Source organism: Halobacterium yunchengense, assembly GCF_037031165.1.
In the GTDB taxonomy this organism is placed as follows: domain Archaea; phylum Halobacteriota; class Halobacteria; order Halobacteriales; family Halobacteriaceae; genus Halobacterium; species Halobacterium yunchengense.
This window is the reverse complement of the sequence record NZ_JAYEZL010000003.1, coordinates 1-25,470: the sequence shown is the minus strand read 5'-3', so window position 1 is coordinate 25,470 and position 25,470 is coordinate 1. Positions and strand designations below refer to the sequence as shown.

Here is a 25,470-nt window from a genome sequence, read left to right as displayed (position 1 = left end):
ACGCACTCCGATGCGACTTAGGGCGTCCGCGAGCGAGGTCCCCGTATGGTTCACAGCGACTGGGGCGACTGGCTCCCGGAAGCGGTCGCGGACGCCGACCCGGACGGCGTCGCGGTCTGGTACCTCGGCTGCAACGGCTTCGTGCTGAAGGGCAGCGAGGGGACGACGCTGTTCGTCGACCCCTACCTCGGCACCGGCGACCCGCCGCGCACGGTCCGCATGATTCCCGTGCCGTTCGACCCACGGGACGTCGCCGAGGCGGACGCCGTGTTCGCGACCCACGAGCACACCGACCACGTCCACGGTCCGAGCCAGGCGCCGATTCTCGCGGAGACGGGCGCGGACTTCTACGCGCCCGAGGACTCCCTGGCGGTCGCGCGCGGCGAGGAGGCCTGGCACGAGCACTACGCGGTCTCCCGCGACCAGTACCGGAAAGTCGAGGAAGGCGACACGTTCGAGGTCGGCGAGTTCACCGTCCACGTCGAGGTCGCCCACGACCCCGACGCCACCCACCCGGTCTCGTACGTCTTCGAGCACGACGCCGGCACCGTCTTCCACGGCGGCGACACGAAGCCCAGCGACGAGTTCGCGCGCGTCGGCGAGGAGTACGACGTCGACCTCGGCGTTCTGGCGTTCGGCACGGTCGGCGCCATCCCGGACAAGCGGACCCGGGAGCCGAAGCGCACGCGCTGGTACAACGACGAGAACCAGGTCGTCGAGGCCGCCAGCGCGCTCCAGTTCGACCGCTTGCTCCCGTCGCACTGGGACATGTGGAAGGGCCTGACGGCGGACCCGACGGCGCTGCACCACCACGTCCGGAGCTTCGAGTACCCCGAGCGCCTCGAACTCGCGGAGATCGGGGACCGCGTCGACGTCGACGGCTGACTCGGAGCGTACGGGAGGCGGGGACCCGAGAGCGAGCGGTAGCACCTCCCTGCGACGCGTCGGGGAGCCGTTAATCACCGCTTTACCGTGGCGGGCAATTTAAGTCCTGGTCCGCGTACGTGGGCGTATGCACGACCGACACGCGGGTGATTCGCAGTGAGCGACGAGACCGTCGTGGAGACGGACGGCGTCACCGTCAGCAAGTTCTTCAACGCCGAGGACTTCCCGGTGCCCGCCGTCGCGTTCGACGTCGAGTCCGGCCGCACCGACGAGGTGACCCTGCGGATCGTCGACGAGATCCCCGAGGAGTTCGGCATCGACCAGATCGGGTTCCACCCCGAGTACGGCAGCGAGCACTGGACGGCCAGCGGCGACGGCGTCGTCCGGTTCGAGCGCGACCTCGAGCCCGGCGAGTCGTTCACGACCGTCTACGGCGTCCGCATGGAGGAGGGACAGGACGAGACGCCGTTCCTCTCGGCGCCGACGGTCGAACTCGAGGGCGAGGGTATCGACGCGGTCGTCCCGCCGGAGTCGACGGACGTCGTCCGCGAGCTCGCGGGCGGCGAGCGCGACACGGTCCCGGGCCTGGAGGACGACGAGGAGGTGGCTGCCGAGGCGTCCGCGGGCGGCGTGGAGTCGATCCCGGACGACGACGCCGAAATCCTCGAGGGCGACGTCGGCCTGGGTGACCCGGCGGGCGAACCCGGGCTGTCGGCCGACGCGGACCCGGCGTCCCCGGACGACGCTCCCGACGAGGACTCCGACGAGGACGCGGCCGACGAGGCGGAGCCGGCCCTCGACGAGGAGCCGTCGACCGAGCCGGAGGCCGAGGGCTTCGGCGCCGACCAGCCGGACCCGCCGCAGGCCGACCCGGGTCTCGACGAACCGGAGGCCGAGGGGTACGCCGGCGACGCGGACGCCGAGTCGACGGCGGCTGCCGCGGCCGGAGCGGGTGGCCTCGAGGCTGGCGACGTCGCGAGCGCGCTCGCGGCGGCCATCCGGAACGACGAGGTCGACGACGACGACCTCGAGACCATCCGGTCGGCGCTCGGCGGCGTGCCGAACAGCACCGAGGTCGAGATCGAGCACCTCCAGTCGCGGGTCTCCGAACTGGAGGCGTACACGGACGCCCTCGAGGAGTTCCTCGACGAGGAGGGCACCGCCCAGCAGATCGTCGACGACGTCGAGGACGACGTCGCCGCGCTCTCCGCCGACGTCGAGGGGCTCTCCGAGGAGGTCGCCGAGGTGCAGGCGAGCGTCGAGGACGCGGCCGACGACCGCGAGGCGCTCCGCGACCGGGTCGCCGGCGTGGAGGACGACCTGGGCGCGGTCGACGACCTCGTGGACACCGTCGAGCGCGTGCGGGGCGACGTCGAGGCCATCGACGAGCGCCTGACCGACGCCGAGGAGGCGGCCATGACGGTCGAGGACGTCGAGGACGACGTCGACGACCTCGAGGACGACCTCGAGGCCCTCGAGGAGCACGTCGACGAGATCGAGCAGTGGCGCAGCCAGCTCTCGGACGTCTTCGGCGCGTGACGCCGTAGGGGCGCTCTCTCGCTGGAACGCGCCGGGGATATCCCCGGAATCACAACCGTTTTCGGCGCGCGACGGCTGCATTCGACAATGACAGCGCCGGTGCGCGTCGCCGTCCCGCGGAAGGGGCGGCCGCTGGAAGCAGTCCTCGACCGTCTCGCCGCTCGCGCCGACGCGACCGACGTCGCCGACGACGTGGCGTCGACGCTCCGCTACGAGAAGGCCGTCGCGAAGGGCGAGCAGACCGCCGACCGCGGCGTCTACGACCGCCTCGCCGCGTACAGCGACCCCAGCGACCCGCATCGACCGGACTACACGCTGCTGCGGGACGCGCGCGCCGGGAAGCCCCGCCGCATCGTCTTCGACTCGCTGACCCTCGCGGTGGACGGGACGCCCGTCCAGCTGGTCGGCCGCGAGGAGCCGTTCCGCGCGCTGCGCACCCACGAGTTCGCGCTCGGGTTCGACAGCGCCGACCTCGTCCTCGAGGAGGTCGTCCAGCTGCGCGCCGAGCCCCTCTCGTCGATCGCGGACCTGAACGAGCGCATCGACCCCCACGACACGGACGTCCGCGTCGTCTCCGGCCTCGGCGACACGGTCCACCACACGCTGCTCGCGACGCCGGCGGCCAGGCAGTCCGTCGGCGCGGACGCGCTCGACCGCGAGTTCGTCGCCGCCTACGAGGGCGCGTTCTGCATCAGTCCGCGCTACGAGCGCCTCGTGGAGGCCGTCCTCGGCACGGACGCCGCGGACGGCGTCGACTTCGTCTACCCGGACGCGGACCGCGAGGAGGAGGCCGCCATCGCGGACGTCGGCGTCGGCGCCTACCTCACCGTCACGGGGTCGACGGCGCGCGAGCACGGCCTCGAGGTCGGCGAGCGCCTGTTCCCCAGCGAGACGGTCCTGATGGAGAACCAGTGCGAGGCCGACACCGACGCCGTCGCCGCCGTGAAGCGCGCGCTCGCCGACACCGCGCCCGAGACGGCGATTCCGCCGCAGTAGGAGCTGTCCGCCCGGGAGCTCACTCCCGGACGTAGTCCTCGAGGTCGGCCGGGTCGAGTTCGGTCGCGGCGCGCCGGCGGTCTTCGAACGCGTCGACGGCCCACTCGCGGACGCGCTCGTCCCGGGTCTCGACGACGGCGACCGGCGCGCCCTCCTCGGACTCGACGCCGAAGAACGCGACGTCGTCGGCGACGCCGAGCGGGACCGGAATCTCGCCGTCGTAGGCGTGGACGCTGACGCCGTCCGCGTCGAGGAGGCCGGCGAGCGTCTCGCGGCGGCCGTCGTCGGCCACGAGCCAGGCGACGAGGTCCACGGAGACGACGGACTCGAACGTGTGGTCGCCGGCGGCCGCGGCCTCCTCGTGGGCGTCCAGCGCGCCGGGGCTGCGGCCGGCCGCCATCGAGCGCACGCGGCTCGCGCCGCGCTTGAGTTCGACGACGCGCTCGAGGGGCGCGGCCGGGTTCGCGGTGGTCGGCGTCGTCACGGTGGCGTCCGCCAGCCGCGACAGCCGGAAGCCGAGTGCGTCCCTCGGCAGGCACTCGAGGAGGTCGCCGAGTTCCCACGCGACCGACGCGGTCTCGACGAGCGACTCGAACTCCTCGGCGAGCAGTTCGCCGTACGCGGTCGGTTCGTACTCGCCGTTCGCGCGCTCGGCGAGGCCCTGGGCCTCCAGGTCGCGGACCGCGCGGTCGACCGTCGACCGCGAGACGTCCGTCTCCGCGACGAGCGCGCGCTTGTCCTTCGGGCCGTCGAGCAGCGCTTCGAGGAACTGGCGGCGGTCCAGCAGCGTCCGCACCGCCGCGCCGGCGACGTCGTGGTCGGTCTGCGACGCCATACCACACGCGGTGTCGGAGCATCGATAAGAGCGTTTTCCAATCTCGCAGCGCGGTCGGTCCCGAAACGAAGTGCGCGCTCGGGGAAACGACTAAATACTGGGACGCGGGCCGTGAGCCGGATTCCCGGAGCGTGACGTGAAGGGCGCTCGCACGCAACGCTGGACCGACCGCGAGCGCGGCAGACCGCACCGACCGACGCCCACGGCGCTGTCGCCGCTCGCGGTCGGGAGTGGGGAAGCGGTCGCCGGACGGGCGACGGCAGACGGGGGGAAGAATTGCCGATCGCCTGAGGCAGACGGGGGGAAGAATTGCCGACCGCCTGAGGCAGACGGGGGAGGAATTGCCGATCGCCTGAGGCAGACGGGGAACGGACGCCCGACGGACGACCGCAGACGACTGCGCACGTTACCCTCGCCGGTCGGGGTCCGCGCTGGTCCCCGCAGTCCCGTCGCTTCGCGTCCGCCGACGCCTACAGGGAGAGCGTGACCGACTGCCGCATGTCCAGGAACGCCGTCTCGTAGCCCTCGTGGCGCCCGACCTGGGGCGGCGTCGTCACGGACAGCGTCAGTTCGTCCCCGGAGGCCACCGAGGGGACGGTGGCGCCGTAGTGGTAGCCGACGTCGGGGCTGAGCGTGCGCTCCAGCGCGCCCTCGAAGACGCTCTCGCCGTCACGGGCCAGCGTCGCGTCCAGCGCCATCCCCGAGAGCTCGTAGTCGTTGTACGGCGTGCGCGCCGACACCGCGAGGTAGGCGCTGTCCGGTTCGCCGACGCGCGACGCGGACTCGAGTGTCGTCACGTCGAAGTACGCGTCGTCGACGGCGGCCGTCCCGCGGACCGTCCCCGGGAGGCCGTCCGGGCCGGGCGCGACGGACTTCGGGTACGACGTCTCCATCGGCGCGAGCGCGCCCTCCGTGCCGGCCGCGTCGACGGCCGTCGATCCAACGCGGGCGCGGGACTCGTCCGTGAACTCGAGGTCGAGTTCGGCCGTCTCGGCGTCCTCGAACCGCCCCTCGAAGTCGCCGGTCGTGCGCGCGGCGATGCCGCCCACCGAGACGCGTACCGCGTACGCGCCGTCGCTCGGCAGCGTGAAGTTCCCGCCGTAGTGGAACCCCATCGGTTGGGAGAGCATCGGGTAGATGACCTCCTGGGAGACCAGCTCGCCGTCCCGCTGGACCTCGACGGAGACGCCGGCGTCCGGCAGCGTCGTCCCGGAGTCGTCGTCCCAGACGACCGCCATCAGGTGCACGGAGTCGTCGTCCGTCTTCGCGGTCTTCGAGCGGTCCCAGCCGGTCACCGTCCAGAACGTGTGCGGCACCGTGAACATGAGCGCGACCGAGTAGTCGCCGGCCGTCGTCGAGCCCTGCATCGACATCCGCTCCTCGAAGGGCTGGACGTAGACGCCGTCCGGCTCCGCGGACGTGGTGGCGGGAGCGGTCGTCTCGGGCGCGTCGCCGGTGGTCGGTTCGTCGGTCGAGTCGCCCGTGTCGGTGGTGCAGCCGGCGAGGAGGGCGCTGGCCGTCCCGGACGCGAGAGCGAGGACGCGGCGGCGTCGCATACACGGAACGGGGGGCAGGGAGACCATAGAACCACTGGTCGGTTCGCAGCGCCCGCGGCGCGTCCAGAACCGTTAACCACGAGACGGTCCAACGGTGGCGCATGCGCCGCCCCGCCGCCGCAGCCCTCCTCGCGGTCCTCCTGGTCGCGTCCGCGGGCCCGGTCGCCGCCCACGGCAACCACGTCGAGGCCGACAGCCAGTACTCGAGCGACGGCACCGTCGTCGTCGAGGCCGTCCGCCCGCTCGCCGACGGGTTCCTCGTCCTCCATCGCGAGGCCCCGAACGGGAGCTTCGGCGAACCGATCGGCCACACCGCCGTCGACGTCGACGACGGCTTCCAGCGCGACGTCCCCGTCGAGATGGACGACGACGCCTGGGCGGACTGGCCCGCCAACGAGACGGTCTGGGTCGTCTACCACGCCGACGACGGCGACGGCGAGTTCGACCCGGAGGACGACCCGCCGAGTTCCGCGTTCGGTCGCGTGACCGGCCGCCCCGTCACGCTCGCGGCGGCCGACCGGCCGGCGCGCGTGCTCGCGGAGCGGTCCTCGCCCCAGCGGACCGCCGCCGGGACCGCCACCGTCGGGGAGGTCGCGCTCCCCGCGGACGGCTTCCTCGTCCTCCGCGCGGACGACGACAACGACACCGTCGTCGGCGTGGAGGCCCTGGACGCGGGCGTCCACGAGTCCGTCGACGTGGCCTTCGACCGCAGCGCGGTCCCGACGAACGAGTCGACGTTCGGCCTGCACGCGGACGTCTACGTCGACGACGGCGACGGTGAGTTCACCGACCGGGACCGGCGGCTCCGCGCCGGCGACAGCCCCGTGAGCTCGTACTTCCTCGTCTGGGAGACCGGGGACGCGAACGCGACGACGTCCGGCCCGGTCGTCAACACCGCCACGAGCGACGCCGACGTGGCCACGCCGACCGCGGACGACCCGGCGACGACCGAGCGCACCCCCACCGAGTCCACGCGGGAGTCCGGGTCGAGCGTCCCCGGGTACGGCGTCGTGCACGCCGCGACCGCGCTCCTCGTCGCCGCGTTGTTGCTCGCCAGGTCGTGACGGACCGCGGCGCGTGCAGTCTGGCCGCCGCGGACGGGAAACAGTTTTTCCGCCGCGCCGCGAGCCGTCCCGTATGCTGATCCTGCACGCCAGCCTCCCCGTCGACCCGGACCGCCGCGCGGACGCCCTCGACGCCGCCGAACGCCTCGTCGAGCAGACCCGGCGCGAGGACGGCGTCCTCGAGTACACGGCGAACGTCGACGTCCGGGAGCCGAACACGATCCGGTTCGTCGAGCGCTACGAGGACGAGGCCGCCCTCGACGCCCACCTCGAGACCGACCACTACCGGGAGTTCGCCGCGGGGCTCCCCGAGTTGCTCGCCGGCGAGCCCGACGTCTGGCAGTTCGAGGTCGCGGACGCCACCCGGCCGAACCTCTAGGGGTCGGGCTCGGGCAGCGCGCGCAGCGACCGCGGCGGCACGAGGAAGTAGCCGCGCCGCCGCACGAAGACGTACTCGAGGATGCCGTTGTTCACGCGCTGGCGGACCGCCGGCGTCGCCGCGGTGACGTCGGTGCCGTTCATCGCGCGACGCACGGCCTCGAACTCGCGGACGTCCCGCTGGAGCGTCGGGAAGTGCAGGCTCGCGACCGCCTGGTCGGAGCCGAGCTCGTCGGTCGACTCGAAGTGCCGGCGCAGCAGGCGGACGTTCCCGTCGCCGTCGCGGTTCGCGCGCGCGGCCTTCTGCGCGTGGCCGACGCGCCCGTACTCGCGTGCGTGCTCGGCGAGGTCGTCGACGTACCGGTCGACCCGGCTGTCCGCCCCGAGGTTGTTCCCGACGCCCTCCACGAGGTCGTCGGCCGCGTGGCCGGGGCTGAACAGCTCCATCACGCGCTCCTCGTAGTCCTGCTCGCCGTACCAGTCATCGAGGCGCTGCCGGAGGTTCGCGACCACCTTCGTGGTGCCGCCGGCGAACGGGCCGTCGTCGAACGTGACGTAGTCCTCGGTCGCCTGGTTCGCCGCGAACCCCGCCGTGAACCCCATGAACAGCGGCGACTCCTCCGGGACGGGGTCCGAGTCCGGGACGCCGGCGGCGTCCTGGCGGTCGGCCGGCAGGCCGGCGCCGACGAAGCCCGTGCGCCGCGAGTCGACGGTGAGCGCGTCGGTCAGCGCCGCGTCGACGGCGACGCCGTTCACCTCGTCGGCCTCGCCCGTGAGCGCGTGCTCGGCCGCGAGCACGACGTCCGCGCGGTCGCTCGCGAGGTGGACGAGCGCGTCCTGCGTGTCGAAGACGGGGTCCTCGAACGGCGACAGCGGCTCCGGGTCGGGGACGGCGACGCGCTCTGGGAGGGCGGCGTCGAAGCGCTCGAAGTACGCCGGCGAGTACGCCGCGGAGAACACCAGTCCCTCGTTCGACCACTCGTAGGCCTCGTCGAGCGTCGACAGCGCCGACTCGACGGTCTCGCGGTCGCCGGGCGTCGGCGGGCCGTCCCGGTCCAGGGTGAGGTACAGCAGCGTCTGGTGGCGCGGCAGTTCGACGTTCCCGTGGTCGTCCGTGCGGACGTGGTCGTTCCACGCGTGCTGGCGGCCGGGTTTCGCGGTCGGGTCGCCGGACGGCGGGCCGTCGTCGGGCGCGAGGTCGAGGCACGCCGACAGCGCGGCCGTCGACCCGGCGGCGACGGCGGCCTTCAGCACGTCGCGGCGGGAGGGCGTCGAGTGCGGGGGCGTCATCCGGTGGCGGGTTCGGGCCGCGTCGCCATGTGGCTTGCGTGATACCTATCCGATACGAACGGTCGGGGAAACGCGGGGAGTCCCGCCCTCAGACGTTCGCGAACGCCTCGTCGACGAGTTCGCCCGTCTCGGCGACGATGTCGGCCATCTCCTCGTCGTCGGGCGCCATGCCGAGCAGGCGCGCGATGCGCATGATGGAGACGTGGTAGACGCGCTGGCGGCCCGGTTCCTCCTGCCAGACCACGACGTTGCAGGGCATCAGCGCGCCGAGCCTGTTGTCGGTGGCGTCGAGCGCGCGGTCGGCGACCGCGGGGTTGCACGCGCCCAGCACGTAGTAGGGGTCCCGGCCGGCGTCCACCTTCTCGTTGAGCATCTCGGAGACGGAGAACTCCACGGGGACGCCGAAGCCCGCGTCGGTGAACGCCTCGCGGACGTGCTCGACGGCGTCCTCGTGGGCCATCTCCAGGACCGCCTGCTCCTCGCCGTACTCCTCGGGGTCGATGTCGGTCGGGTCGATGGGGAGCGTCATTCCTGTGGAGTATTGGGTTCTCGAGGCAAACTCTTTCGGGTTTCGGCGCGGCCGGTAGTGGGCTGGTCGACGACCACGACGGCCGGCCGATTCCGCGACGCCTTTGGTCGTGGACACAGCAGTCCGAGACAGCCAACTCGACGATGTCCTTCGAACGCACGCCCCTCGTCGACGGCGTCGCGACCGGCGTCGGCGTCTTCCTCGTCTTCGGCACGGTGACCGGCCTGCTCCCGAACCCCGTCTACGTCCGCATGGTCGACCGGACGGTCGCGGACTACGTGTTCCTCGCGGCGACGGCGGCGTTCGCGGCCGCGTTCGTCTACCAGCGGTCGCTGGCCGACCGGCAGGTCGGGGACGGCCTCGCCGTCGGCGGCCTCGCGGGCGGCCTGCTGGCGTTCGGCTGCCCGGTCTGCAACGCGGTGTTGCTCGCGCTGTTCAGCTCGTCGGCGCTGCTGACGACGTTCGACCCGCTCCGGCCGGTCATCGGCGTCGCGAGCGTCGCGTTCTTCGTCGCCGTGCTCGCTTACCAGCGGCGGCGCTGCGGGCGCTGCTGACGGGCCTCCGGCGACCCGGTTCCGCGGTTCCGACGGAGGAACAGTATTGTGCGAATCGAGAAATCCTTTTGACGCTGGCGACCGAACCTCGACGCATGCTCACCCGTCTCGAGGACGGTCGCAGCGCGGGAGCCGCGACTCTCGCGAGGAGAGAGGTGCGGTCGTGAGCGCGTCGACGCCGAGGGAGTACGTCGACGCCCACCGCCCGGAGCTGGTCGACCTGGCACTCGACCTGCTGGCGGTGGACACGTCGAACCCGCCCGGCGACACCACCGAACTCGCCGACGTCGTCGCGGCGTTCCTCGAGGCCGACGGGGTCGACGTCGAGGGGTTCGCCGTCGACCCGTCGAAGCCGAACCTCCTCGCGACGCTGCCCGGGGAGGGCGAGGCGACGCTGCTGTACAACGGCCACATGGACACCGTGCCGTTCGACGCCGACCAGTGGCGCCACGACCCCCTCGGCGAGCGCGTCGACGACCGCGTCTACGGCCGCGGCGCGACCGACATGAAGGGCTCGCTCGCCGCGATGCTGTTCGCGGCCGCCGCGTTCGCGGAGACGGACACCGCGCCGCCCGTGACGCTGTCGTTCGCGTTCGTCAGCGACGAGGAGGTCGGCGGCGACGCCGGCCTGCCCGCGCTGCTGGACGCCGACCGGCTGGCCGCCGACGGCTGCGTCGTCGGCGAGCCGACCTGCGAGGCGGGCCGCCACTCGGTCACGGTCGCCGACCGCGGCAGCATCTGGCTCACCCTCGAGGCGACGGGCGAGGCCGCCCACGGGTCGCGGCCGGTGCTCGGCGAGAACGCCATCGACCGGCTGTACGCCGCCGTGGAGACGCTCCGCGAGCGGTTCGGCGGGCGCCGCCTCGACCTCCCGCCGGAGGTGGCGGCCGTCGTCGAGGAGTCCGTCGAGTACTACGCGCCGTCGATGGGCGAGTCGGTCGCCCGCGAGCTCTTCACGCACCCCTCGATCAACCTGGGGACGCTCGAGGGCGGCGACGCGGTCAACAGCGTCCCGCAGTCGGCCCGCGCCGAGATCGACGTGCGGCTCGCGGCGGGCGTGGGGACGTCGGACGTGCTCGCGGACGTCCGCTCGTGCGTGGCCGACTGCGAGGGCGTCTCCGTCACCGACGTCTCCTGGAGCGTGGGGACGGTCGAACCGATGGACAGCCCGCTCGTCGACGCGGTCGCGTCGACCGCGGAGGCCGTGAGCGGCGAGCGCGTCTACCGCCGGAGCGCGACCGGCGGCGGCGACGCGAAGGCGCTCCGGAACGCCGGCATCCCCACCGTGGAGTTCGCGTTCGGCACGGACACCGTCCACGGCGTCGACGAGTACACGACCGTCGACGCGCTCGCCGCGAACGCGGCCGTCTACGCGTCGCTGCCCCGGGCGTTCCGCGAGCGCCTCGACAACGCTTAACACGGTCTCGGCCGTCGTGTCTGGTATGGAAGCCAACGTCGGGTCGACCGACAAGACCGTCAGGCTCGCCGTCGGCGGCCTGCTCGCCGCCGCGGGCGTCGCGGTGCTCGCCGGCGACGTCGCCGCGAGCCCGCTGCTGGGCGCGGTCGCCGTCGCCGCCGGCGCCATCCTCGTCGGCACCGCGCTGACGCGGTTCTGCCTGGTGTACCGCCTCCTGGGCGTGAACACGTGCCGGCCGTAGCGAGCGCGGGACGCCGCTGGCCGCCCCGCGCCGCCGTCACCGCGCCGCTCGCGGCACCGCACCGCCCGGTTTCTGAATATTGGGAACTAGGTGCAATACTATATGGCTGGGCGGCGTACGTCCACGCGTACCCATGCCTGCGACAGACACCGAACCGGCGGCGACCGTCGACGCGCGCGGCTCGGCCTGCCCCGGTCCCCTCATGGACCTCATCGGGAAGCTCAGGACGGTCGACTCCGGCGCCGTCGTCGTCCTCCGCAGCGACAACGAGCAGTCGCTGACCGACGTCCGCGAGTGGACCGAGGAGTCCGGCAACGAGCTGCTGGACGTCGAGGAGGCCGACGACCACTACGCGTTCTACGTGGAGAAAGCATGACCGACCACGTCGTCGTCCTCGGCGGCGGCACCGGCGGGTCGGTCCTCGCGAACGACCTCGCCGACCGGCTCGCACCGGAACTGGACGCCGGCGACGTCCGCGTCACGCTCGTCAACGACGACCCCGACCACGTCTACAAGCCGGTCTGGCTGTACGTCCCGTTCGGCGAGCGAGAGCCGGCCGACGGCCGCCGGCCGCTCGCGGAGCTTGTCGACGACGCCGTCGACCTCCGCATCGACCGCGTCACCCGCCTCGACACGAACGCGCGCCGCCTCGAGATGCGGGACGGCGCCCCCATCGAGTACGACTACCTCGTCCTCGCGACCGGGTCGACGCTCGCCCCCGACGAGGTCCCCGGACTCGCCGAGGCCGGCCACGACTACTACAGCGAGTCCGGCGCCGAAGCGCTCCGCGACGAACTGCTGTCGTTCACCGAGGGCCGCCTCGTGTTGAGCGTCGTCGGCACGCCGCACATGTGCCCAGCGGCGCCCCTGGAGTTCGTGTTCATGGCCGACGACTGGTTCCGGGAGCGCGGCCTCCGCGACGAGGTCGACATCACGTACACGTACCCGGTACAGCGCGTCCACGGCAACGAACACATCGCCGAGTGGGCGCGGCCCATCATGGACGACCGCGACATCGACGTGGAGACGTTCTTCAACGCGGAGTCGGTCGACCCCGACGCTCGGACCGTGACGTCGATGGAGGGCGGCGAACTCGACTACGACCTCCTCGTGACGATTCCGCCCCACCGCGGCGTCGACCTCGTCGAGGAGGCGGGGCTCGGCGACCAGGGCTGGGTCGACGTCGACCAGCACACCCTCGAAGCCGAGGCCGCAGACCGCGTGTACGCCATCGGCGACACCGCCGAGACGGGCGCGCCGAACGCGGGCAGCGTCGCGCACTACCAGGCCGGCGTCGTGTCGCGGCGGCTCGCCAGCGAGGTCCGCGGCCGGCCGGCCACCGCGACGTACGACGGGAAGACGCTGTGCTTCCTCGAGACCGGGATGAGCGAGGCGTCGTTCGTGGCCTTCGACTACGAGAACCCGCCGTCGCCGGCGCCGCCCTCCGAGAAGCTCCACTGGGCGAAGCTCGCGTACAACGAGTCCTACTGGCTGACCGCGCGGGGGCTGCTGTAGCATGTCCGACGCGACGGAGACAGAGACGGACCTGGAGGCCGCCATCGCAGAGGACCCGGAGGCGGTCGCGGCGTTCGTCCGGCGGCTGGACGCCGTCAACGAGCTCCTGGACGTGCTCGCGCTCGGGGAGAGCGCGCTCACCGACGAGATGGTCCAGGACCTCGCGGGGACGGCGTCGACGCTCGCGGAGTCCGCGGACGGCCTCGCCACCGAGGAGACCGTCGGGCTGGCCGAAGCCGTCGGGGAGCACGGCGGGGAACTCGAGGACGCCCTCGAGTCGCTGGTCGTCCTCGAGGAGACGGGCGCGCTGGACGAACTGGTCGAGCTCGCGGGCGTGGCGTCGCTGCTGACCGCCGCGCTCGACGACGAGATGGTGCGGTCGCTGGCCGCGACCGGGTCGTCGCTCGGGGAGGTCGCGGACACGGCGGCCGACGACGACACCAGCGACGGGCTCGAGACGCTGCTCGCGAGCGTCGGGGACGCCGAGGGCGAGCCCCCCGAACGCGTCGGCCCGGTCGGCCTGGTGAAGGCGGTCCGGGACCCGGACGTCCAGTACGGCCTCGGGTACGTGGTCGCGCTCGCGCGAGCGCTCGGCCGCGCCCAGCGCCCGGGAGGTGACGCGTGAGCGCGTCCGGGCCGTCGCTCCCGGTTGTCCGGGGTGACCGGCGGTGACACCGCGGGAACTCCGCGCCGACGTCCCCGCCCTCGCCGAACACGCGTACCTGAACTTCGGCGCGCACGGCCCCAGCCCCGAGTACGTCGTCGAGGCCGCGGACCGCTTCCAGCGGGCCCACGAGTACGAGGCGCCCGTCGACGCCGACCCCTACGAGGCGGCGTTCGCGGAGTACGACCGGACGCGCGAGCGGCTCGCCGCGTTCGTCGGTGCCGACGTCGACGAGGTCGCGCTCACCGAGAGCACGACCGCCGGCGTCAACGCCGTCGCGAACGCCGTCGACTGGGAGCCCGGCGACGCGATCGTCCGGACCGACGTCGAACACCCAGCCGGCGTGCTCCCCTGGCAGCGCCTCCGCGAGCGCGGCGTCGAGGTCCGCGTCGTGGAGACTGACCGCGGCCGCGTCGACGTCGACGCCTTCGCGGACGCCGTCGCCGGCGCGGAGCTCGCGTGCTTCAGCGCGGTCACGTGGACGCACGGCACCGAACTCCCCGTCGCGGAGCTCGTCGACGTCGCCCACGACGCCGGCGCGCTCGCGCTCGTCGACGCCGTCCAGGTCCCCGGCCAGCTCCCGATGGACGTCGGGGACTGGGGCGCGGACGCCGTCGCCGCGGCGGGCCACAAGTGGCTGCTCGGCCTCTGGGGCAGCGGCTTCCTGTACGTCGACCGCGACGTCGCCGAGTCCCTGCGGCCCGCGACCGTCGGCTACCGGAGCGTCGAGACGCCGACCGACGACCCGTACGCGTTCGCCGCCGGCGCCCGCCGCTTCGAGGTCGGGTCCGCGAACCCCGCCCCGCACGTCGCGCTCCGGGAGGCCGTCGACGCCATCGACGACGTCGGCGTCGACCGCGTCCGGGACCGCATCCGCGACCTCGCGTCGCGGTTCACCGACGCCGTCCCCGACGACCGGCTGTTGAGTCCCGCGGAGCCGGAGTCCGGGCTGGTGACCGTCGACGTCGACGACCCCGAGGCGACCGTCGAGCGGCTCCGCGAGCGCGGCGTCGTCGTGCGCGCGCTCCCCGAGCCCTCGGCCGTCCGGGCGTCCATCCACGCCGTCAACACCACCGAGGACGTCGACCGGCTGACCGACGCGCTCGGGTTCGCGTAGCCCGCTCCCGGGCGACTCACTCGTCTCCCGCCGGCCACGCGGCGAGCGCGGTGACGCCGACGCCGACCGCCCACCACGCCAGCAGGCCGGCGGCGCTCAGCGCGGGCGCGGCGGTCCGGACCGGCAGCGGGGTCGCCAGCGCGGGCCGGACCGCGAGTTCGAACACCAGCCCGCGGAACGCGCTCGACGGCCCGACCGCGAGGAACGCCGCGACCGAGTCCGCGGTCAGGAACCCCATCGAGAGCAGCGTCACCAGCGCGAGGTCGAGGACGAACACCACGACGACCACGACGCCAGCGGTCACCGCGAGCGCCTCGCGGTCAGACCGCGAGACAGCCGACGCCGCCAGCACCAGCGCCACGACAGCGAGCGCGTAGCCGACCGCGAACAGCACGAACCGCGCGTACACGGCGAGCGTGTCGCCCGCGGAGTGCGTCGCCAGGAACGACGCCGGCTGTTCGGCGCCGGTGCTCGCGACGACGCCGGCGACCGCCAGCGACGCGACGACCACGGCGAGCACCGCGAGCGCGCGCCCGACGAAGACGCCGAGCGCGTACTCCGCGCGCGAGACGGGGTACGTCCGGATGACGTCGACCTCGCCGCGGGCCGCGTCGCCGCGCACCGACTGGTACCCGAACGCGAACGCCAGCACGGGAACGAGCACCGCGACGGGCACGAGCAGGTTGTACGTCAGCGAGACGTAGCCGCCCGGCGACCCCGTCGACGCGCCCCCGAGGCCGACGACGGCCGCGAAGAACGCGGCGGCGACCGCGAGCAGCGCCCGGTTCCGGACGACCGTGCGGAGTTCGCGGTCGGCGACGACGAACGTCCGCTCGTGGCGCCGCATCACTGCTCACCCCCCGGCGCGGCCGCCGAGACGGCGGTCGCCCGCCGCCCCGTCTCGCCGACGGCCGCCGAGAAGACGTCCCGGAGCGTCTCGACGCCCGCGTCCGCCACCAGCGCGTCGGGAGTGCCGTCGAGTTGTACTTCGCCGTCCGCGAGCAACAGCACGCGGTCGGCGCGCCGCTGGATCGCCGCCAGGTCGTGGCTCGCGGTCAGGACCAGTCGGCCGTCGGCGGCGATGTCCGCGACGACCTCGAAGACGTGGTCGGCGGCGTCCGGGTCGAGGCCGCTGGTCGGCTCGTCCAGCACGACCACGGGCGGGTCGCCGACGAGCGCCTGCGCGAGCCCGAGCAGGCGCGTCATCCCGCCGGAGAGCGCGTCGGCGCGGCGGTCGGCGGCCGCCGACAGCCCCACGCGGTCGAGCAGCGCGTCGACGTCCACGTCGACGTCCACGAGGGACGCGTAGAAGGAGACGACCTCGCGAGCCGTGAACGCGTCCCGGAAGCGCGGCGACTGGGGGAGGTACGCGACCGACCGGGCGGCCGCGGACCGCCGGGTCACCGTCCCGGCGTCGGGCGAGCGGAGGCCGGCGAGCACCTCCAGGGCGGTCGTCTTCCCGGCGCCGTTCGGCCCGACGAGCGCGGCGACGGTGCCGGCCTCGAAGTCGACGCCGACGCCGTCCAGCACGTCGACGTCGCCGAACGAGACCGAGACGTCGGACGCGGCGAGCACCGGCCCGTCGTCCGTGCCGGCGTGTTCGTCGTCCGGGCTGGCGCGTTCGTCGTCCGGGCCGGCGTGTTCGGTCACGCGCCCACCTCCGTACTGTTCGCGCCGTCGCGCACGGCCGCGAGCGCCTCCGGTCGGGCGGGGCGGGCGCGCGGCGCCGTGTCGACGACGCCGGCCGCACGCAGGCCGGGGACGGTGCTCTCGACGCGTCGCACGACCTCGACGGACGGGGACTGCGCGAGCGTCCACGCGCCGGGCACTGTGTCGACGCGCGAGTCGACCGGTCCGGTCGGCCGGAACGCGCGCTCGGAGTGGCCGTCGCCGTCCTCGTCGAAGCCCGGCACCGGCCCCCAGTAGTTCCCCTCGTCGCCGACGGTCCAGACGCGCAGCGACCCGAGTTCGGCGGTCGCGGCGCGGTCGTTGTCGACGACGTCGTTGGCGGTCACGAGGTTCGTCGCCAGGCCCGTGCCGCCGCGGATGCCGACGCCGTTGTCGACGACGGTGTTGTGCGTGTACAGCGACTGGGCGCTCAACACGTCGAGGCCACGGGCGTTGTCCGCGAGGACGTTCCCGGCGAAGTACGAGTGCGACCCCGCCGTCGAGATGCCGACGCCCGACTCGCGGACGTCGTTGTCGACGACGAGGTTCCCGGTCGGGCGCGTCATCACGACGACGCCGGTGCGCGCGTCCCGGACCGCGTTGGCCCGGACGAGGCTCTCGGAGGTGTACATCTGGTGGACGCCGAACCGGACGTCCGCGAACTCGTTCTCCCGGACCACGACCCCGTCCGCGCGGTGCGTGTAGACGCCGTCCCGGCCGCCCTCGAAGCTGCTGTCCTCGACGACGATCGGGTCGTACATCGCGACGACGCCCATGTAGCCCTCCTCCATGCCGCGGGTCACGTTCACGTCGAGGCCGCGGAGCGCCGAGCCGCTGCTGTTCAACACGACGACGCCCGACGACGGCGACTCGACGCGGACGTCCGAGACGAGCGAGCCGGGCGCGTCGACGAGGCGGACGCCGGCGTCGCCGCGGCCGTACGCCAGTTCGACGTTCTCCGACCAGCCGACGTCCGAGAGCTGCGAGGCGTTCATCTCGCCCCGTCGACTCCCGACGTCGCCGACGCCCGCGACGGTGAGGTCGGTCAGCGCGACCCGGGACGCGGCGGCGTGCACGACGGTGCCGTTCTCGTCGCCGACGATGCGCGTCTCCGGACCGGTGCCGGCGACGGTGACCGACTCGTTCACGACGAGCCCGTCAGTCCGGTAGGTGCCAGGCGGCACCTCGACGGTGGTGTTCGGCGGTGCGGCCTCGAGGGCGGCCTCGAGCGTCGGTTCGTCCTCCCCGACGACCACCGACGTCGGGCGGTCCGCGAGGTCGCTCGTCGACGCGACCGCGTCGTCGGCCCACTCGCTCCGGTTGTCGACGGCCGCCCGGAACGTCGACGCGTCGAGTGACCGGTCGGCGTCGACGCGGTCGCCGACGTCCCGCCAGGGCACGACCGACCCGCCGTACTCGTCGGCGAAGTCGGCGGCCGCGTCCCGCTCGCCGAACGGCACCGCGACCGGTCCGCTCGGCAGGCGGGCGCGGCTGTCGACGACGACGTACGTCTCCCCGGCGCGCTCGAAGCCGACGTGGCGGGTCGCAGTGAGGTAGCCGTCCTCGGTCAGCGAGACGTTCGTCCCCGCGTAGTCGGAGACGAAGACGGCGACCGGGCGGCCGAACTGCCGCTCGTTGCCGGTCCGGGCCTGCTCGGCGACGAACGACTCGACGCCGTTGAATCCCACGACGTACTCGTAGCCCGAGTAGTACACCTGCACGCGTGGAATCGAGAGGTCGTGCTGTTCGGCCTCGCGGACCGTCTCGCCGGTGAGGCCGAGGCGGAGCGTGTCGCCGAACGCCACGGGGTCCGCGCCGCCGCCCGCGTCGACGGGGACGGCCAGCGAGAGGCTCAACACGACGAGGACCACGAGCCCCACCGTCGCGAGGTCCTGGCTGAGCATCTCACCGCCCCAGGGACGAGACGACCTCGGGCGTCACGTCGTCGAAGGACACCAGGTCGCCGCCGTGTCCGTCCCGGAAGGCTTCCGCGTCCGCCCTATCGGTGAACCCGACGAGGTCCCGCCCCATCGCGCCGACCACCTCCGAGTCGGCGACGAACGTCACGTCGGTTGCGTCGGCGAACGACTCCGCGTCGTAGTGCGTGGAGATGACCGGTTCGCCCTCCCCCGTCTGGATGCTGTAGTCCACACTCGAGTAGTCGGTGACGTAGAACGCCTCCCGCGTCCAGTCGTCGTGCTCGAAGTCGAACTGGAAGGCCTCCCACGTGCTGTCGAAGCGCGCCGGGTTCTCGTGGCCCGCCGGTTCGACGTCCGCGTAGAACACCTCGGCCGTCGGCCCGGGGTGCTGGGAGATGACCATCCCGCAGACGTCGCAGTCGTCGTCCTCGTCGAGGGTCACCGGTCCGGGGGCGTCACCGTCGCCACCGCCGCCGCCCAGACAGCCGGCGAGGCCGCCGGCGACGGCCGCGCCGGTCGCCGCGAGGACGCTCCTGCGTCGGCAGCGGGCGCGGTCGGCGGACCGCTCGTGGTCGCGTTCCTGGTCAGTCGACGAGTGGCAGGTAGTGTCGGACATCGTTGGGTTCTGGCGAGCGGGCGGCGGGCGGCGACCGCCCCTCGTCGCTACCCGACACTACGACCGTTCGCGGTATGGGGATTCTGGTACAACCCTCTAACGGGAGTGTCGGCAGCCCTACAGGTCTCCGGGGCGGTGGGCCGGAGCCCGGTAGACCGCGTAGAGGAGCGCGACGGCGGCCGCCAGGTCGATGCCGTGCGCGACCAGGTGGTGGACGACCATCGGCACCTCGTCGAGGACCGTGCCGATGCCGAGCAGCGTGCGCAGCGCGAGCAGCCCGACGACCCCCGCGACGAGCAGGTACCGGCGGGACCGCCGCCGCGCGTACGCGGCCGCCGCGACGGCGAACAGCGCGGTCGTGGCGAGCGCGGCGAGCGCGAGGACGGCGAGGAGGACGCCGCCGTACCGTCCCGGGAGCCAGTGCGTCATCGGTCTCGGGGCCCGTCGAGGAGGCCGTCCACGAGGCGCGTGAACCGGTCGACCATGCGCTCGCCGAGCGACGGGTCGGCGTCCCGCAGCAGCTCTACGGTCCGGTCACGCTGCGGGACCGCGAGCCGCACGCGGCCGCGGGCGCCGCGGCGCTTCTCGACGAGCCCGTGTTCGACCAGGCGGTCGAGGTGCCACTCGAGCGTGCTGCGCGCGATTCCGAGCGCGTCCGCGGCGTCGCCGGGGCGGACCGGCTCCTCGACCAGCACGTGCGCGACGACGTCGCCCGCGGTCTCGCGCCTGAGCAACGCGAGCGCGGTCCGCTCCCACTCGTCGTACTCCGGCGGGTAGTAGTGCGTCCGCCCGTAGACGGACTCCGCGACGACGTCCCCCGTCGAGCGGAGCCGCCGGACGTGGTACTGCACCTGGCCCGGCGCGATCTCCAGCCGGCGAGCCAGCCCCCGGAAGTGCAGTCCCGGGTGGGTCTGTACCGCTCGCTCGATCGCCGCTCTCGTCTCTGACATCGGTCTCTGTGAACGGGCGGGTCGCGGCAGCCGCAGCATCCGTGCAACTGTTCTACGATACCGACTACGCGGCCCGGATCGATACTCCTTCTGGTACGCCAGTCGAACGCCGGACCGGGCCCGGTTGCCGGCGTTGACGCCGTCGCCGCGACCCGCGCGCGAACCGGCTCGTCGAGACGCGGTCCCGGCCGCCGGAACACCACGTCGGAGACGGTTCGGCGGCGAGCCCCGGGTCGTTTCGCCGGCGAGCCCCGGGTCGTTTCTGGTGCGAACGTCGAAAGTCGGGTCCGTCGGCGGGCGACGGAGAGACACGGGTCCGCGGGAGCGACAGCCGTCCGGTCAGACCAGCAGCTGGATGTCGGCGTCGGCCATGTCCTGTAGGGCCGTCGCGGCGCCGACGCCGGTGGTGACGCCGTCGTAGAAGTCGTCCTCGTCGTAGTCCATCAGGTCGATGGTCATCTGACACGCCTGGAACTCCACGCCCATCTCGAGGCTCGTCTCGATCAGCTCCTCGATGGTGGCCGTGTCGTTGTCGGCGATCTTCTTCTCCATCATCTTCGTCGTCACGCGGTCCATCCCGGGGAGCGCGGCGACAGCGTTCGGCACCGGCATGTTGGGGTTGCCGACCGAACTCAGCTTGAGGTTCTTCGAGCGCTCCTCGTGGAGGATGTCCAGGCCCCAGAACGTGTGGAACACCGTCACGTCGTAGCCGAACGCGGCGGCGGTGCTCGCGAGGATGAGCGGCGGGTACGCCATGTCCAGCGTGCCCTTCGTCGCGATGATGGACATCTTCCGCTGGTCGTCCTCGTCTGCGGCGGCGAGCGCCTCCTCGAGTTCCTCGACGCGGGCGGCGAGCTCCGCTCGCGAGGGGGCGTCGTCGCCGGGCGCGTCGGGCGTGTCCGTGCTCATCGTCACTCCGTCTTGCGGACGTAGTGCTTGTACACGTCCTCGCCCTCCTCCTGGTCGACGAGTTCGACGCCGGCGGTGCCGGACGCCCAGCCGTCGATGTCGCTCACGCTGCCGGGGTCCGTCGCGAGCACCTCCAGCACCTCGCCCTCGGCGAGGTCGTCGATGGCGGACTTCGTCTTCACGACCGGCATGGGACACGATGCACCCTTCACGTCGAGCGTCTCCGCGATGTCGTATTCTGCACTCATGGGATGTCTGCTCCGTTGGTGTGTATTGGAGCTAACGCACAATACCAACTCCGTGGTTAAAAGAATGTTGGTTCTTGTGCACGGTCCGAACTCTCGGTCGGCCGCAGCTATCCTTGTTAGTGTAGTAATCGCGCGGGTACGCGCCAGATTCACGTCGTTCGGCGGACGCGGCACGCAGGCTATATTGTGCAATCGGTGGATTACTATGCAAACTCTTTAGTGCGTCCGTCCAGTAGAAGCGACTGCACGACATGAACCCCGAAGACTTCCCGACTCCGGACGCGGACGTCGAGTCCGTCACGCCGGAGGCGCTGAAGGACCGCATCGACGCCGGCGAGGACGTCACGCTGCTCGACGCGCGGATGGAGTCCGACTACGAGGAGTGGCGCATCGACGGCGAGAACGTCACGTCGATCAACGTCCCCTACTTCCACTTCCTCGAGGACGACGTCGACGAGGACGTCCTCGAACAGATCCCCGACGACCGCGAGGTGACCGTGCTCTGCGCGAAGGGCGGCGCCAGCGAGTTCGTCGCCGGCACCCTCGCCGAGCGCGGCTACGACGTGAACCACCTCGAGGACGGGATGAACGGCTGGGCGAGCATCTACGAGGCCGTCGAGGTCGAACGCTACGACGGCGCCGGCACGCTCGTCCAGTACCAGCGCCCGTCCTCGGGCTGTCTCGGCTACCTCGTCTACGACGACGGCGAGGCCGCGATCGTCGACCCGCTGCGCGCGTTCACCGACCGCTACCTCGAGGACGCCGACGAGCTCGGCGTCGACCTGAAGTACGCCCTGGACACCCACATCCACGCCGACCACATCTCGGGCGTCCGCGACCTCGACGGCGAGGGCGTCGAGGGCGTCATCCCCGAGGCGGCCGTCGACCGCGGCGTCACGTACGCCGACGAACTGACGACCGCCGCGGACGGCGACACCTTCCAGGTCGGCGACGTCACCATCGAGGCCGTCTACACGCCCGGCCACACCACGGGCATGACCTCGTACCTCGTCGACGACAGCCTGCTCGCGACCGGCGACGGCCTGTTCGTCGAGAGCGTCGCCCGCCCCGACCTCGAGGAGGGCGACGACGGCGCCCCCGACGCGGCGCGCATGCTCTACGAGTCCCTCCAGGAGCGCGTCCTGACGCTGCCCGACGACACGCTGATCGGCGGCGCCCACTTCAGCGACGCCGCCGAACCCGCCGAGGACGGCACGTACACGGCGCCCATCGGCGAGCTCGTCGAGGACATGGCCGCGCTCACGATGGACGAGGACGAGTTCGTCGAACTCATCCTCTCGGACATGCCGCCGCGGCCCGCCAACTACGAGAGCATCATCGCGACCAACCTCGGCCAGCAGGCCGTCGACGACGAGGAGGCGTTCACCCTCGAACTCGGGCCGAACAACTGCGCGGCGAGCCAGGAGTCGCTCGCGGGTGACTGACCACGCCGATGGTGACTGACCCCGTACTGCTCCAGCTGGCCGCCGACCTCTTCCCCAACGGCGTCAGCCGGTACGCCGTCGGCGGCCTGCTCGTCGGGCTCGGGACCGTCGTCATCTACGCCGGGACCGGGATTCCGGCCGGCGCGAGCACGTTCCTCGAGTCCACGCTGTCGTACGTCTCCGACCAGCCGCGGTTCCAGCGGTACGTCGCCTCGCGTGACTGGCGGGTCGTGTTCACGGCCGGCATCGTGCTGGGCGCGCTGGCGTTCGCGGCGACGGTCCAGTCCGGACTCGTCTCCACGTCGCTGTACGAGCCCGGGACGACCGGCCGGCTCTACGAGGTCGCCGGCGTGACCCTGTGGACGACCGACGTCCAGCCGTGGCGGCTGTTCCTGGGCGGCATCCTGGTCGGTGTCGGCACCCGCATCGGCAAGGGCTGTACGTCCGGCCACGGCGTCTGCGGCGTCGGGTCGGCGTCGAAGACGTCGCTGGTCGGCGTGCTGACGTTCCTGACCGTCGCGATCGGGACGGCCCAGGTCGTCGCCGCGCTGGGGGTGAGCCCATGACGGACCGACACCCCCTGTTCAAGCCGCTGGTGTTCGTCGGCGGCCTGATCTTCGGGTTCGGGCTCGGCTTCAGCCACATGGCGCGCCCCGAGGTCGTGTTGAACTTCCTCCAGTTCGAGGACTTCGGGCTGGTGTTCGTGATGTTCGGCGCGGCCATCGTCTCCGGCGTCGCCTTCGCAGTGCTGCCCCGGATTCGGGACCGCGCACCGCTCACGGGCGACGCCTACGAGCGCCGCCTGAAGCCCTTCGACCGGAACGTCCTGGTCGGCGGCGCCGTCTTCGGCGTCGGCTGGGGGCTGTCCGGCATCTGCCCGGGCGCCGCCTACGCCAGCCTCGGCGTCGGCAACGTGACCATCCTCTGGGCGCTCGCCGGGATGTTCCTCGGCGCGTACGCCCAGGGCTACTGGCGGAGTCGCAGCCAGGCACGCGACGCCGCCACGGCCGGCGCCGACTGACACACACAGCATGGACCCCGCTCTCCTCGCCCTCTTCGCCGCCGCAGCGCTCGCGAGCCTCTTCATGGCGTGGGTCATCGGCGCCGGATCGAGCGGCGCGACCCCGTTCGCGCCCGCGGTCGGCGCGAACGCCATCTCGACGATGCGCGCGGCGTTCGTCGTCGGCGTGTTCGGCTTCGTCGGCGCGGTCACGCAGGGGGGCAACGTCTCGGAGGCGGTCGGTAGCGGCCTCGTCGGTGGCATCGAACTCCCCGTCGCCGGCGTCATCCTCGTGCTCGTGCTCGGCGCCGGCCTCATGGCCGTCGGCATCGTCACGGGCTACCCCATCGCGACGGCGTTCACCGTCACGGGCGCCGTCATCGGCGTCGGCCTCGCGCTCGGCGGGACGCCCGTCTGGCCGAAGTACACGCAGGTCGCGGCCGTTTGGGTGTTGACCCCGTTCGTCGGCGGCGGCATCGCGTACGGCATCGCGAGCGTGTTGCCGCGGCCGGACGTCCCCGAGCGGTACAGCGTCGCCGCGCTCGCGGGACTGGTCGGCGCGGTACTCGCGAACGTCGAGTTCAGCTTCCTCGGCCGGAACGGCTCCGGCGGGACGCTCCGCGCGCTCGCCCAGCGAGTGGTCGGCGCCGACGGCACCGGCGCGGCCGTCGCCGTGACGCTCGTCGCGGCGGCCGCCGTGGGTGCCGCGGTCTGGTGGGACGTGCGCAGGGACGAGGCCGGCGGGCTGCGGCGCGTCCTGCTCGCGCTCGGCTCGCTCGTGGCGTTCTCGGCCGGCGGCAGCCAGGTCGGCCTCGCGGTCGGCCCGCTGATGCCGCTGGTCGACCAGGTCGGCGGCGTGTCGACGTTCGCCGTGCTCGCGGGGGGCGGCTTCGGCATCCTCGTCGGGTCGTGGACGGGCGCGCCGCGCATGATCAAGGCCATCAGCCAAGACTACTCGTCGCTGGGGCCGCGGCGCTCGATCGCGGCGCTGGTGCCGTCGTTTCTGATCGCGCAGCTCGCGGTGCTGCTGGGCGTCCCCGTCTCGTTCAACGAGATCGTCGTCAGCGCGATCATCGGGAGCGGCGCCGCGGTCGGCGGCAGCAACGCGGTGAGCGCCCGGAAGGTCGGCACGACCGTCGGCGCGTGGGTCGGCTCGTTCGTCCTCTCGTTCTCGCTGGCGTACGGCGTGGCGTTCGCCGCGCTGTGACCGCGCGGCCCACCGCGGCCGTCCGGCCAGTACAGCGATTCGCCGCCGCTCGCGTCGCTCTCGCTCGCGTCCAGCGTCAGGTGGCGGTCGGACCGCGCGTGCGTCCGTTCTGTGTAACGTACGGCGTACTGCTCCGAATAGAATTGTACGGTAGACCCAAAACCGTTAAGTGAGGCAGTGAACTAGGCAGAATTGAGCAGAATACCATGAACTACACAATACTGTTCGGGGTGACGACAGATGTTCGGGCTTGAGAACGCCAGCGGCGTCGACGGCGCACTGCTCGTCGTCGGCGTCGTCCTGGTCGAAGCGGTCATCCTGTACGTCGGCTACGGCATCCTCGAGCGGGTGTTCGGACCGGCGGTCGTCGACGCGGTCGGTGGCAAATGACGATGGAACTGTTCGGCGTCGCGGTCAGCCTGCTCGCGCTGTTCGCCGGGTTCGGAGTCCTCATCGGCCTCCTGTTCGGCTTCTTCGGCATGGGCGGGTCGTTCCTCGTGACGCCCGCGCTGATGGTGATGGGCTACGACACGACCGTCGCGGTGGCCTCCGGGCTCGCGTTCGTGTTCGCGACGTCGGTCATCGCGACGCTGAAACACCGCGACCTGGGGCAGGTCGACTACAAGCTCGGCGTCCTGATGATCGCCGGGACCACCGCCGGCATCGAAGTCGGCAAGATCGGCCTCCACGCCCTCCAGGCGATGGGCCTCGCGGACCTCGTGGTCAGCGTCATCTACGTCGGGCTGCTCGGCGGGATCGGCGCGTTCATCACGTACACCGCCACGAGCGGTGACGGCGACGGCGGCATCAGTCACGACGCCGACGCCGAGGTCGACGCCGACGACATCCCCGACGTCGCGAAGAAGATCCAGTCCTACCGGGTGCCGCCGATGATGGAGCTCCGGGGCGGCGTGTCGGTGTCGCTGTG

At 72.4% G+C, this 25,470-nt stretch carries 30 protein-coding genes; 18 read left to right on the top strand and 12 right to left on the bottom strand.

Annotation, left to right across the window (positions count from 1 at the left end):
- Positions 1 to 45 precede the first annotated feature (45 nt).
- The 3 genes from U5911_RS09230 to U5911_RS09220 all read left to right on the top strand — a co-directional run bounded on the left by U5911_RS09230 (position 46) and on the right by U5911_RS09220 (position 3,420).
- On the top strand, positions 46 to 885 hold the full coding sequence (locus U5911_RS09230; RefSeq protein ID WP_336036745.1) for an MBL fold metallo-hydrolase: 840 nt from the start codon (positions 46 to 48) through the stop codon (positions 883 to 885).
- A 156-nt stretch (positions 886 to 1,041) separates the two neighbouring features.
- A complete protein-coding gene (locus U5911_RS09225; RefSeq protein WP_336036744.1) occupies positions 1,042 to 2,424 on the top strand; it encodes a hypothetical protein in 1,383 nt (460 codons plus the stop codon).
- An 87-nt stretch (positions 2,425 to 2,511) separates the two neighbouring features.
- Positions 2,512 to 3,420 carry a phosphoribosyltransferase HisG-related protein gene (locus tag U5911_RS09220; RefSeq protein WP_336036743.1) on the top strand — a complete coding sequence of 303 codons (909 nt, stop codon included), beginning with the start codon at positions 2,512 to 2,514 and terminating at the stop codon, positions 3,418 to 3,420.
- 19 nt (positions 3,421 to 3,439) lie between these two features.
- Here U5911_RS09220 and U5911_RS09215 read toward each other — a convergent pair whose 3' ends face one another.
- Positions 3,440 to 4,255 (bottom strand): helix-turn-helix transcriptional regulator, encoded by an 816-nt coding sequence (locus U5911_RS09215; RefSeq protein ID WP_336036742.1) that lies wholly within the window; start codon positions 4,253 to 4,255, stop codon positions 3,440 to 3,442.
- Positions 4,256 to 4,725: 470 nt separating this feature from the next.
- Complete coding sequence (locus tag U5911_RS09210; protein WP_336036741.1) at positions 4,726 to 5,811, bottom strand: DUF7350 domain-containing protein; 1,086 nt, start codon at positions 5,809 to 5,811, stop codon at positions 4,726 to 4,728.
- Between the two features lie 101 nt (positions 5,812 to 5,912).
- On the opposite strand from U5911_RS09210, the gene U5911_RS09205 reads away from it, so the two are divergent.
- Both U5911_RS09205 and U5911_RS09200 read left to right on the top strand, forming a co-directional pair.
- The gene (locus U5911_RS09205; RefSeq protein WP_336036740.1) at positions 5,913 to 6,875 is read left to right on the top strand and encodes a DUF7282 domain-containing protein; all 963 of its coding nucleotides are present in this window, start codon (positions 5,913 to 5,915) and stop codon (positions 6,873 to 6,875) included.
- Between the two features lie 73 nt (positions 6,876 to 6,948).
- A complete protein-coding gene (locus U5911_RS09200) occupies positions 6,949 to 7,254 on the top strand; it encodes a putative quinol monooxygenase (RefSeq protein ID WP_336036739.1) in 306 nt (101 codons plus the stop codon).
- Here U5911_RS09200 and U5911_RS09195 read toward each other — a convergent pair.
- The gene (locus tag U5911_RS09195) at positions 7,251 to 8,543 is read right to left on the bottom strand and encodes a DUF7405 family protein (protein ID WP_336036738.1); all 1,293 of its coding nucleotides are present in this window, start codon (positions 8,541 to 8,543) and stop codon (positions 7,251 to 7,253) included. The two genes, U5911_RS09200 and U5911_RS09195, sit on opposite strands and share 4 nt — an antisense overlap.
- 88 nt (positions 8,544 to 8,631) lie before the next feature.
- The gene (locus U5911_RS09190) at positions 8,632 to 9,072 is read right to left on the bottom strand and encodes a DUF302 domain-containing protein (protein WP_336036737.1); all 441 of its coding nucleotides are present in this window, start codon (positions 9,070 to 9,072) and stop codon (positions 8,632 to 8,634) included.
- 143 nt (positions 9,073 to 9,215) lie between these two features.
- Here U5911_RS09190 and U5911_RS09185 point away from each other — a divergent pair, with 143 nt between their 5' ends.
- From U5911_RS09185 to U5911_RS09155, 7 genes are all read left to right on the top strand, one after another.
- Positions 9,216 to 9,626 (top strand): hypothetical protein, encoded by a 411-nt coding sequence (locus tag U5911_RS09185; protein ID WP_336036736.1) that lies wholly within the window; start codon positions 9,216 to 9,218, stop codon positions 9,624 to 9,626.
- A gap of 163 nt (positions 9,627 to 9,789) precedes the next feature.
- Positions 9,790 to 11,043 (top strand): M20 family metallopeptidase, encoded by a 1,254-nt coding sequence (locus U5911_RS09180; protein ID WP_336036735.1) that lies wholly within the window; start codon positions 9,790 to 9,792, stop codon positions 11,041 to 11,043.
- 25 nt (positions 11,044 to 11,068) lie between these two features.
- Positions 11,069 to 11,284 (top strand): YgaP family membrane protein, encoded by a 216-nt coding sequence (locus U5911_RS09175; RefSeq protein WP_336036734.1) that lies wholly within the window; start codon positions 11,069 to 11,071, stop codon positions 11,282 to 11,284.
- A gap of 133 nt (positions 11,285 to 11,417) precedes the next feature.
- The gene (locus U5911_RS09170) at positions 11,418 to 11,660 is read left to right on the top strand and encodes a sulfurtransferase TusA family protein (protein ID WP_336036733.1); all 243 of its coding nucleotides are present in this window, start codon (positions 11,418 to 11,420) and stop codon (positions 11,658 to 11,660) included.
- The gene (locus U5911_RS09165; protein ID WP_336036732.1) at positions 11,657 to 12,799 is read left to right on the top strand and encodes an NAD(P)/FAD-dependent oxidoreductase; all 1,143 of its coding nucleotides are present in this window, start codon (positions 11,657 to 11,659) and stop codon (positions 12,797 to 12,799) included. Before U5911_RS09170 ends, U5911_RS09165 begins: the two co-directional genes overlap by 4 nt.
- Before the next feature lies 1 nt (position 12,800).
- The gene (locus U5911_RS09160; protein WP_336036731.1) at positions 12,801 to 13,424 is read left to right on the top strand and encodes a helical membrane plugin domain-containing protein; all 624 of its coding nucleotides are present in this window, start codon (positions 12,801 to 12,803) and stop codon (positions 13,422 to 13,424) included.
- 43 nt (positions 13,425 to 13,467) lie between these two features.
- Positions 13,468 to 14,580 (top strand): aminotransferase class V-fold PLP-dependent enzyme, encoded by a 1,113-nt coding sequence (locus U5911_RS09155; protein WP_336036730.1) that lies wholly within the window; start codon positions 13,468 to 13,470, stop codon positions 14,578 to 14,580.
- Positions 14,581 to 14,596: 16 nt separating this feature from the next.
- On the opposite strand, the gene U5911_RS09150 is transcribed toward U5911_RS09155, so the two are convergent.
- The 8 genes from U5911_RS09150 to U5911_RS09115 form a co-directional block, all read right to left on the bottom strand.
- Positions 14,597 to 15,427 carry an ABC transporter permease subunit gene (locus tag U5911_RS09150; RefSeq protein WP_336036729.1) on the bottom strand — a complete coding sequence of 277 codons (831 nt, stop codon included), beginning with the start codon at positions 15,425 to 15,427 and terminating at the stop codon, positions 14,597 to 14,599.
- Positions 15,427 to 16,230: an ABC transporter ATP-binding protein gene (locus U5911_RS09145; RefSeq protein WP_336036728.1), complete on the bottom strand. Its 804-nt coding sequence runs from the start codon at positions 16,228 to 16,230 to the stop codon at positions 15,427 to 15,429. The genes U5911_RS09150 and U5911_RS09145 overlap by 1 nt, the downstream gene beginning before the upstream one ends.
- Positions 16,227 to 18,152: a NosD domain-containing protein gene (locus U5911_RS09140; RefSeq protein WP_336036727.1), complete on the bottom strand. Its 1,926-nt coding sequence runs from the start codon at positions 18,150 to 18,152 to the stop codon at positions 16,227 to 16,229. The genes U5911_RS09145 and U5911_RS09140 overlap by 4 nt, the downstream gene beginning before the upstream one ends.
- 1 nt (position 18,153) lies before the next feature.
- Positions 18,154 to 18,783 carry a nitrous oxide reductase accessory protein NosL gene (locus tag U5911_RS09135; RefSeq protein WP_336036726.1) on the bottom strand — a complete coding sequence of 210 codons (630 nt, stop codon included), beginning with the start codon at positions 18,781 to 18,783 and terminating at the stop codon, positions 18,154 to 18,156.
- 117 nt (positions 18,784 to 18,900) lie between these two features.
- Positions 18,901 to 19,212 (bottom strand): DUF7471 family protein, encoded by a 312-nt coding sequence (locus tag U5911_RS09130; protein WP_336036725.1) that lies wholly within the window; start codon positions 19,210 to 19,212, stop codon positions 18,901 to 18,903.
- The gene (locus U5911_RS09125; RefSeq protein WP_336036724.1) at positions 19,209 to 19,733 is read right to left on the bottom strand and encodes a winged helix-turn-helix transcriptional regulator; all 525 of its coding nucleotides are present in this window, start codon (positions 19,731 to 19,733) and stop codon (positions 19,209 to 19,211) included. The genes U5911_RS09130 and U5911_RS09125 overlap by 4 nt, the downstream gene beginning before the upstream one ends.
- A 339-nt stretch (positions 19,734 to 20,072) precedes the next feature.
- Positions 20,073 to 20,642, bottom strand: coding sequence for a DsrE/DsrF/DrsH-like family protein (locus tag U5911_RS09120; RefSeq protein ID WP_336036723.1), 570 nt, complete (start codon positions 20,640 to 20,642; stop codon positions 20,073 to 20,075).
- A gap of 2 nt (positions 20,643 to 20,644) precedes the next feature.
- Complete coding sequence (locus U5911_RS09115) at positions 20,645 to 20,890, bottom strand: sulfurtransferase TusA family protein (RefSeq protein WP_336036722.1); 246 nt, start codon at positions 20,888 to 20,890, stop codon at positions 20,645 to 20,647.
- A gap of 251 nt (positions 20,891 to 21,141) precedes the next feature.
- Here U5911_RS09115 and U5911_RS09110 point away from each other — a divergent pair, with 251 nt between their 5' ends.
- The 6 genes from U5911_RS09110 to U5911_RS09085 all read left to right on the top strand — a co-directional run.
- Positions 21,142 to 22,335: an MBL fold metallo-hydrolase gene (locus U5911_RS09110; RefSeq protein WP_336036721.1), complete on the top strand. Its 1,194-nt coding sequence runs from the start codon at positions 21,142 to 21,144 to the stop codon at positions 22,333 to 22,335.
- Between the two features lie 8 nt (positions 22,336 to 22,343).
- Positions 22,344 to 22,901 carry a YeeE/YedE family protein gene (locus U5911_RS09105; RefSeq protein ID WP_336036720.1) on the top strand — a complete coding sequence of 186 codons (558 nt, stop codon included), beginning with the start codon at positions 22,344 to 22,346 and terminating at the stop codon, positions 22,899 to 22,901.
- Positions 22,898 to 23,356 carry a YeeE/YedE family protein gene (locus U5911_RS09100; RefSeq protein ID WP_336036719.1) on the top strand — a complete coding sequence of 153 codons (459 nt, stop codon included), beginning with the start codon at positions 22,898 to 22,900 and terminating at the stop codon, positions 23,354 to 23,356. The genes U5911_RS09105 and U5911_RS09100 overlap by 4 nt, the downstream gene beginning before the upstream one ends.
- Before the next feature lie 10 nt (positions 23,357 to 23,366).
- A complete protein-coding gene (locus U5911_RS09095; protein WP_336036718.1) occupies positions 23,367 to 24,542 on the top strand; it encodes an inorganic phosphate transporter in 1,176 nt (391 codons plus the stop codon).
- Positions 24,543 to 24,782: 240 nt separating this feature from the next.
- The gene (locus U5911_RS09090) at positions 24,783 to 24,932 is read left to right on the top strand and encodes a DUF7512 family protein (RefSeq protein ID WP_336036717.1); all 150 of its coding nucleotides are present in this window, start codon (positions 24,783 to 24,785) and stop codon (positions 24,930 to 24,932) included.
- Between the two features lie 2 nt (positions 24,933 to 24,934).
- On the top strand, positions 24,935 to 25,470 hold a 536-nt coding region (locus tag U5911_RS09085; protein ID WP_336037158.1), incomplete at its 3' end, for a TSUP family transporter.

Bases quoted from the DNA above. Each gene is read 5' to 3' on its own strand.
- U5911_RS09230 (WP_336036745.1), top strand. From the start codon at position 46: ATGGTTCACAGCGACTGGGGCGACTGGCTCCCGGAAGCGGTCGCGGAC.
- U5911_RS09220 (WP_336036743.1), top strand. From the start codon at position 2,512: ATGACAGCGCCGGTGCGCGTCGCCGTCCCGCGGAAGGGGCGGCCGCTG.
- U5911_RS09215 (WP_336036742.1), bottom strand. From the start codon at position 4,255: ATGGCGTCGCAGACCGACCACGACGTCGCCGGCGCGGCGGTGCGGACG.
- U5911_RS09210 (WP_336036741.1), bottom strand. From the start codon at position 5,811: ATGCGACGCCGCCGCGTCCTCGCTCTCGCGTCCGGGACGGCCAGCGCC.
- U5911_RS09205 (WP_336036740.1), top strand. From the start codon at position 5,913: ATGCGCCGCCCCGCCGCCGCAGCCCTCCTCGCGGTCCTCCTGGTCGCG.
- U5911_RS09200 (WP_336036739.1), top strand. From the start codon at position 6,949: ATGCTGATCCTGCACGCCAGCCTCCCCGTCGACCCGGACCGCCGCGCG.
- U5911_RS09195 (WP_336036738.1), bottom strand. From the start codon at position 8,543: ATGACGCCCCCGCACTCGACGCCCTCCCGCCGCGACGTGCTGAAGGCC.
- U5911_RS09190 (WP_336036737.1), bottom strand. From the start codon at position 9,072: ATGACGCTCCCCATCGACCCGACCGACATCGACCCCGAGGAGTACGGC.
- U5911_RS09185 (WP_336036736.1), top strand. From the start codon at position 9,216: ATGTCCTTCGAACGCACGCCCCTCGTCGACGGCGTCGCGACCGGCGTC.
- U5911_RS09175 (WP_336036734.1), top strand. From the start codon at position 11,069: ATGGAAGCCAACGTCGGGTCGACCGACAAGACCGTCAGGCTCGCCGTC.
- U5911_RS09170 (WP_336036733.1), top strand. From the start codon at position 11,418: ATGCCTGCGACAGACACCGAACCGGCGGCGACCGTCGACGCGCGCGGC.
- U5911_RS09165 (WP_336036732.1), top strand. From the start codon at position 11,657: ATGACCGACCACGTCGTCGTCCTCGGCGGCGGCACCGGCGGGTCGGTC.
- U5911_RS09160 (WP_336036731.1), top strand. From the start codon at position 12,801: ATGTCCGACGCGACGGAGACAGAGACGGACCTGGAGGCCGCCATCGCA.
- U5911_RS09150 (WP_336036729.1), bottom strand. From the start codon at position 15,427: ATGCGGCGCCACGAGCGGACGTTCGTCGTCGCCGACCGCGAACTCCGC.
- U5911_RS09140 (WP_336036727.1), bottom strand. From the start codon at position 18,152: ATGCTCAGCCAGGACCTCGCGACGGTGGGGCTCGTGGTCCTCGTCGTG.
- U5911_RS09135 (WP_336036726.1), bottom strand. From the start codon at position 18,783: ATGTCCGACACTACCTGCCACTCGTCGACTGACCAGGAACGCGACCAC.
- U5911_RS09130 (WP_336036725.1), bottom strand. From the start codon at position 19,212: ATGACGCACTGGCTCCCGGGACGGTACGGCGGCGTCCTCCTCGCCGTC.
- U5911_RS09125 (WP_336036724.1), bottom strand. From the start codon at position 19,733: ATGTCAGAGACGAGAGCGGCGATCGAGCGAGCGGTACAGACCCACCCG.
- U5911_RS09120 (WP_336036723.1), bottom strand. From the start codon at position 20,642: ATGAGCACGGACACGCCCGACGCGCCCGGCGACGACGCCCCCTCGCGA.
- U5911_RS09115 (WP_336036722.1), bottom strand. From the start codon at position 20,890: ATGAGTGCAGAATACGACATCGCGGAGACGCTCGACGTGAAGGGTGCA.
- U5911_RS09110 (WP_336036721.1), top strand. From the start codon at position 21,142: ATGAACCCCGAAGACTTCCCGACTCCGGACGCGGACGTCGAGTCCGTC.
- U5911_RS09105 (WP_336036720.1), top strand. From the start codon at position 22,344: ATGGTGACTGACCCCGTACTGCTCCAGCTGGCCGCCGACCTCTTCCCC.
- U5911_RS09100 (WP_336036719.1), top strand. From the start codon at position 22,898: ATGACGGACCGACACCCCCTGTTCAAGCCGCTGGTGTTCGTCGGCGGC.
- U5911_RS09095 (WP_336036718.1), top strand. From the start codon at position 23,367: ATGGACCCCGCTCTCCTCGCCCTCTTCGCCGCCGCAGCGCTCGCGAGC.
- U5911_RS09090 (WP_336036717.1), top strand. From the start codon at position 24,783: ATGTTCGGGCTTGAGAACGCCAGCGGCGTCGACGGCGCACTGCTCGTC.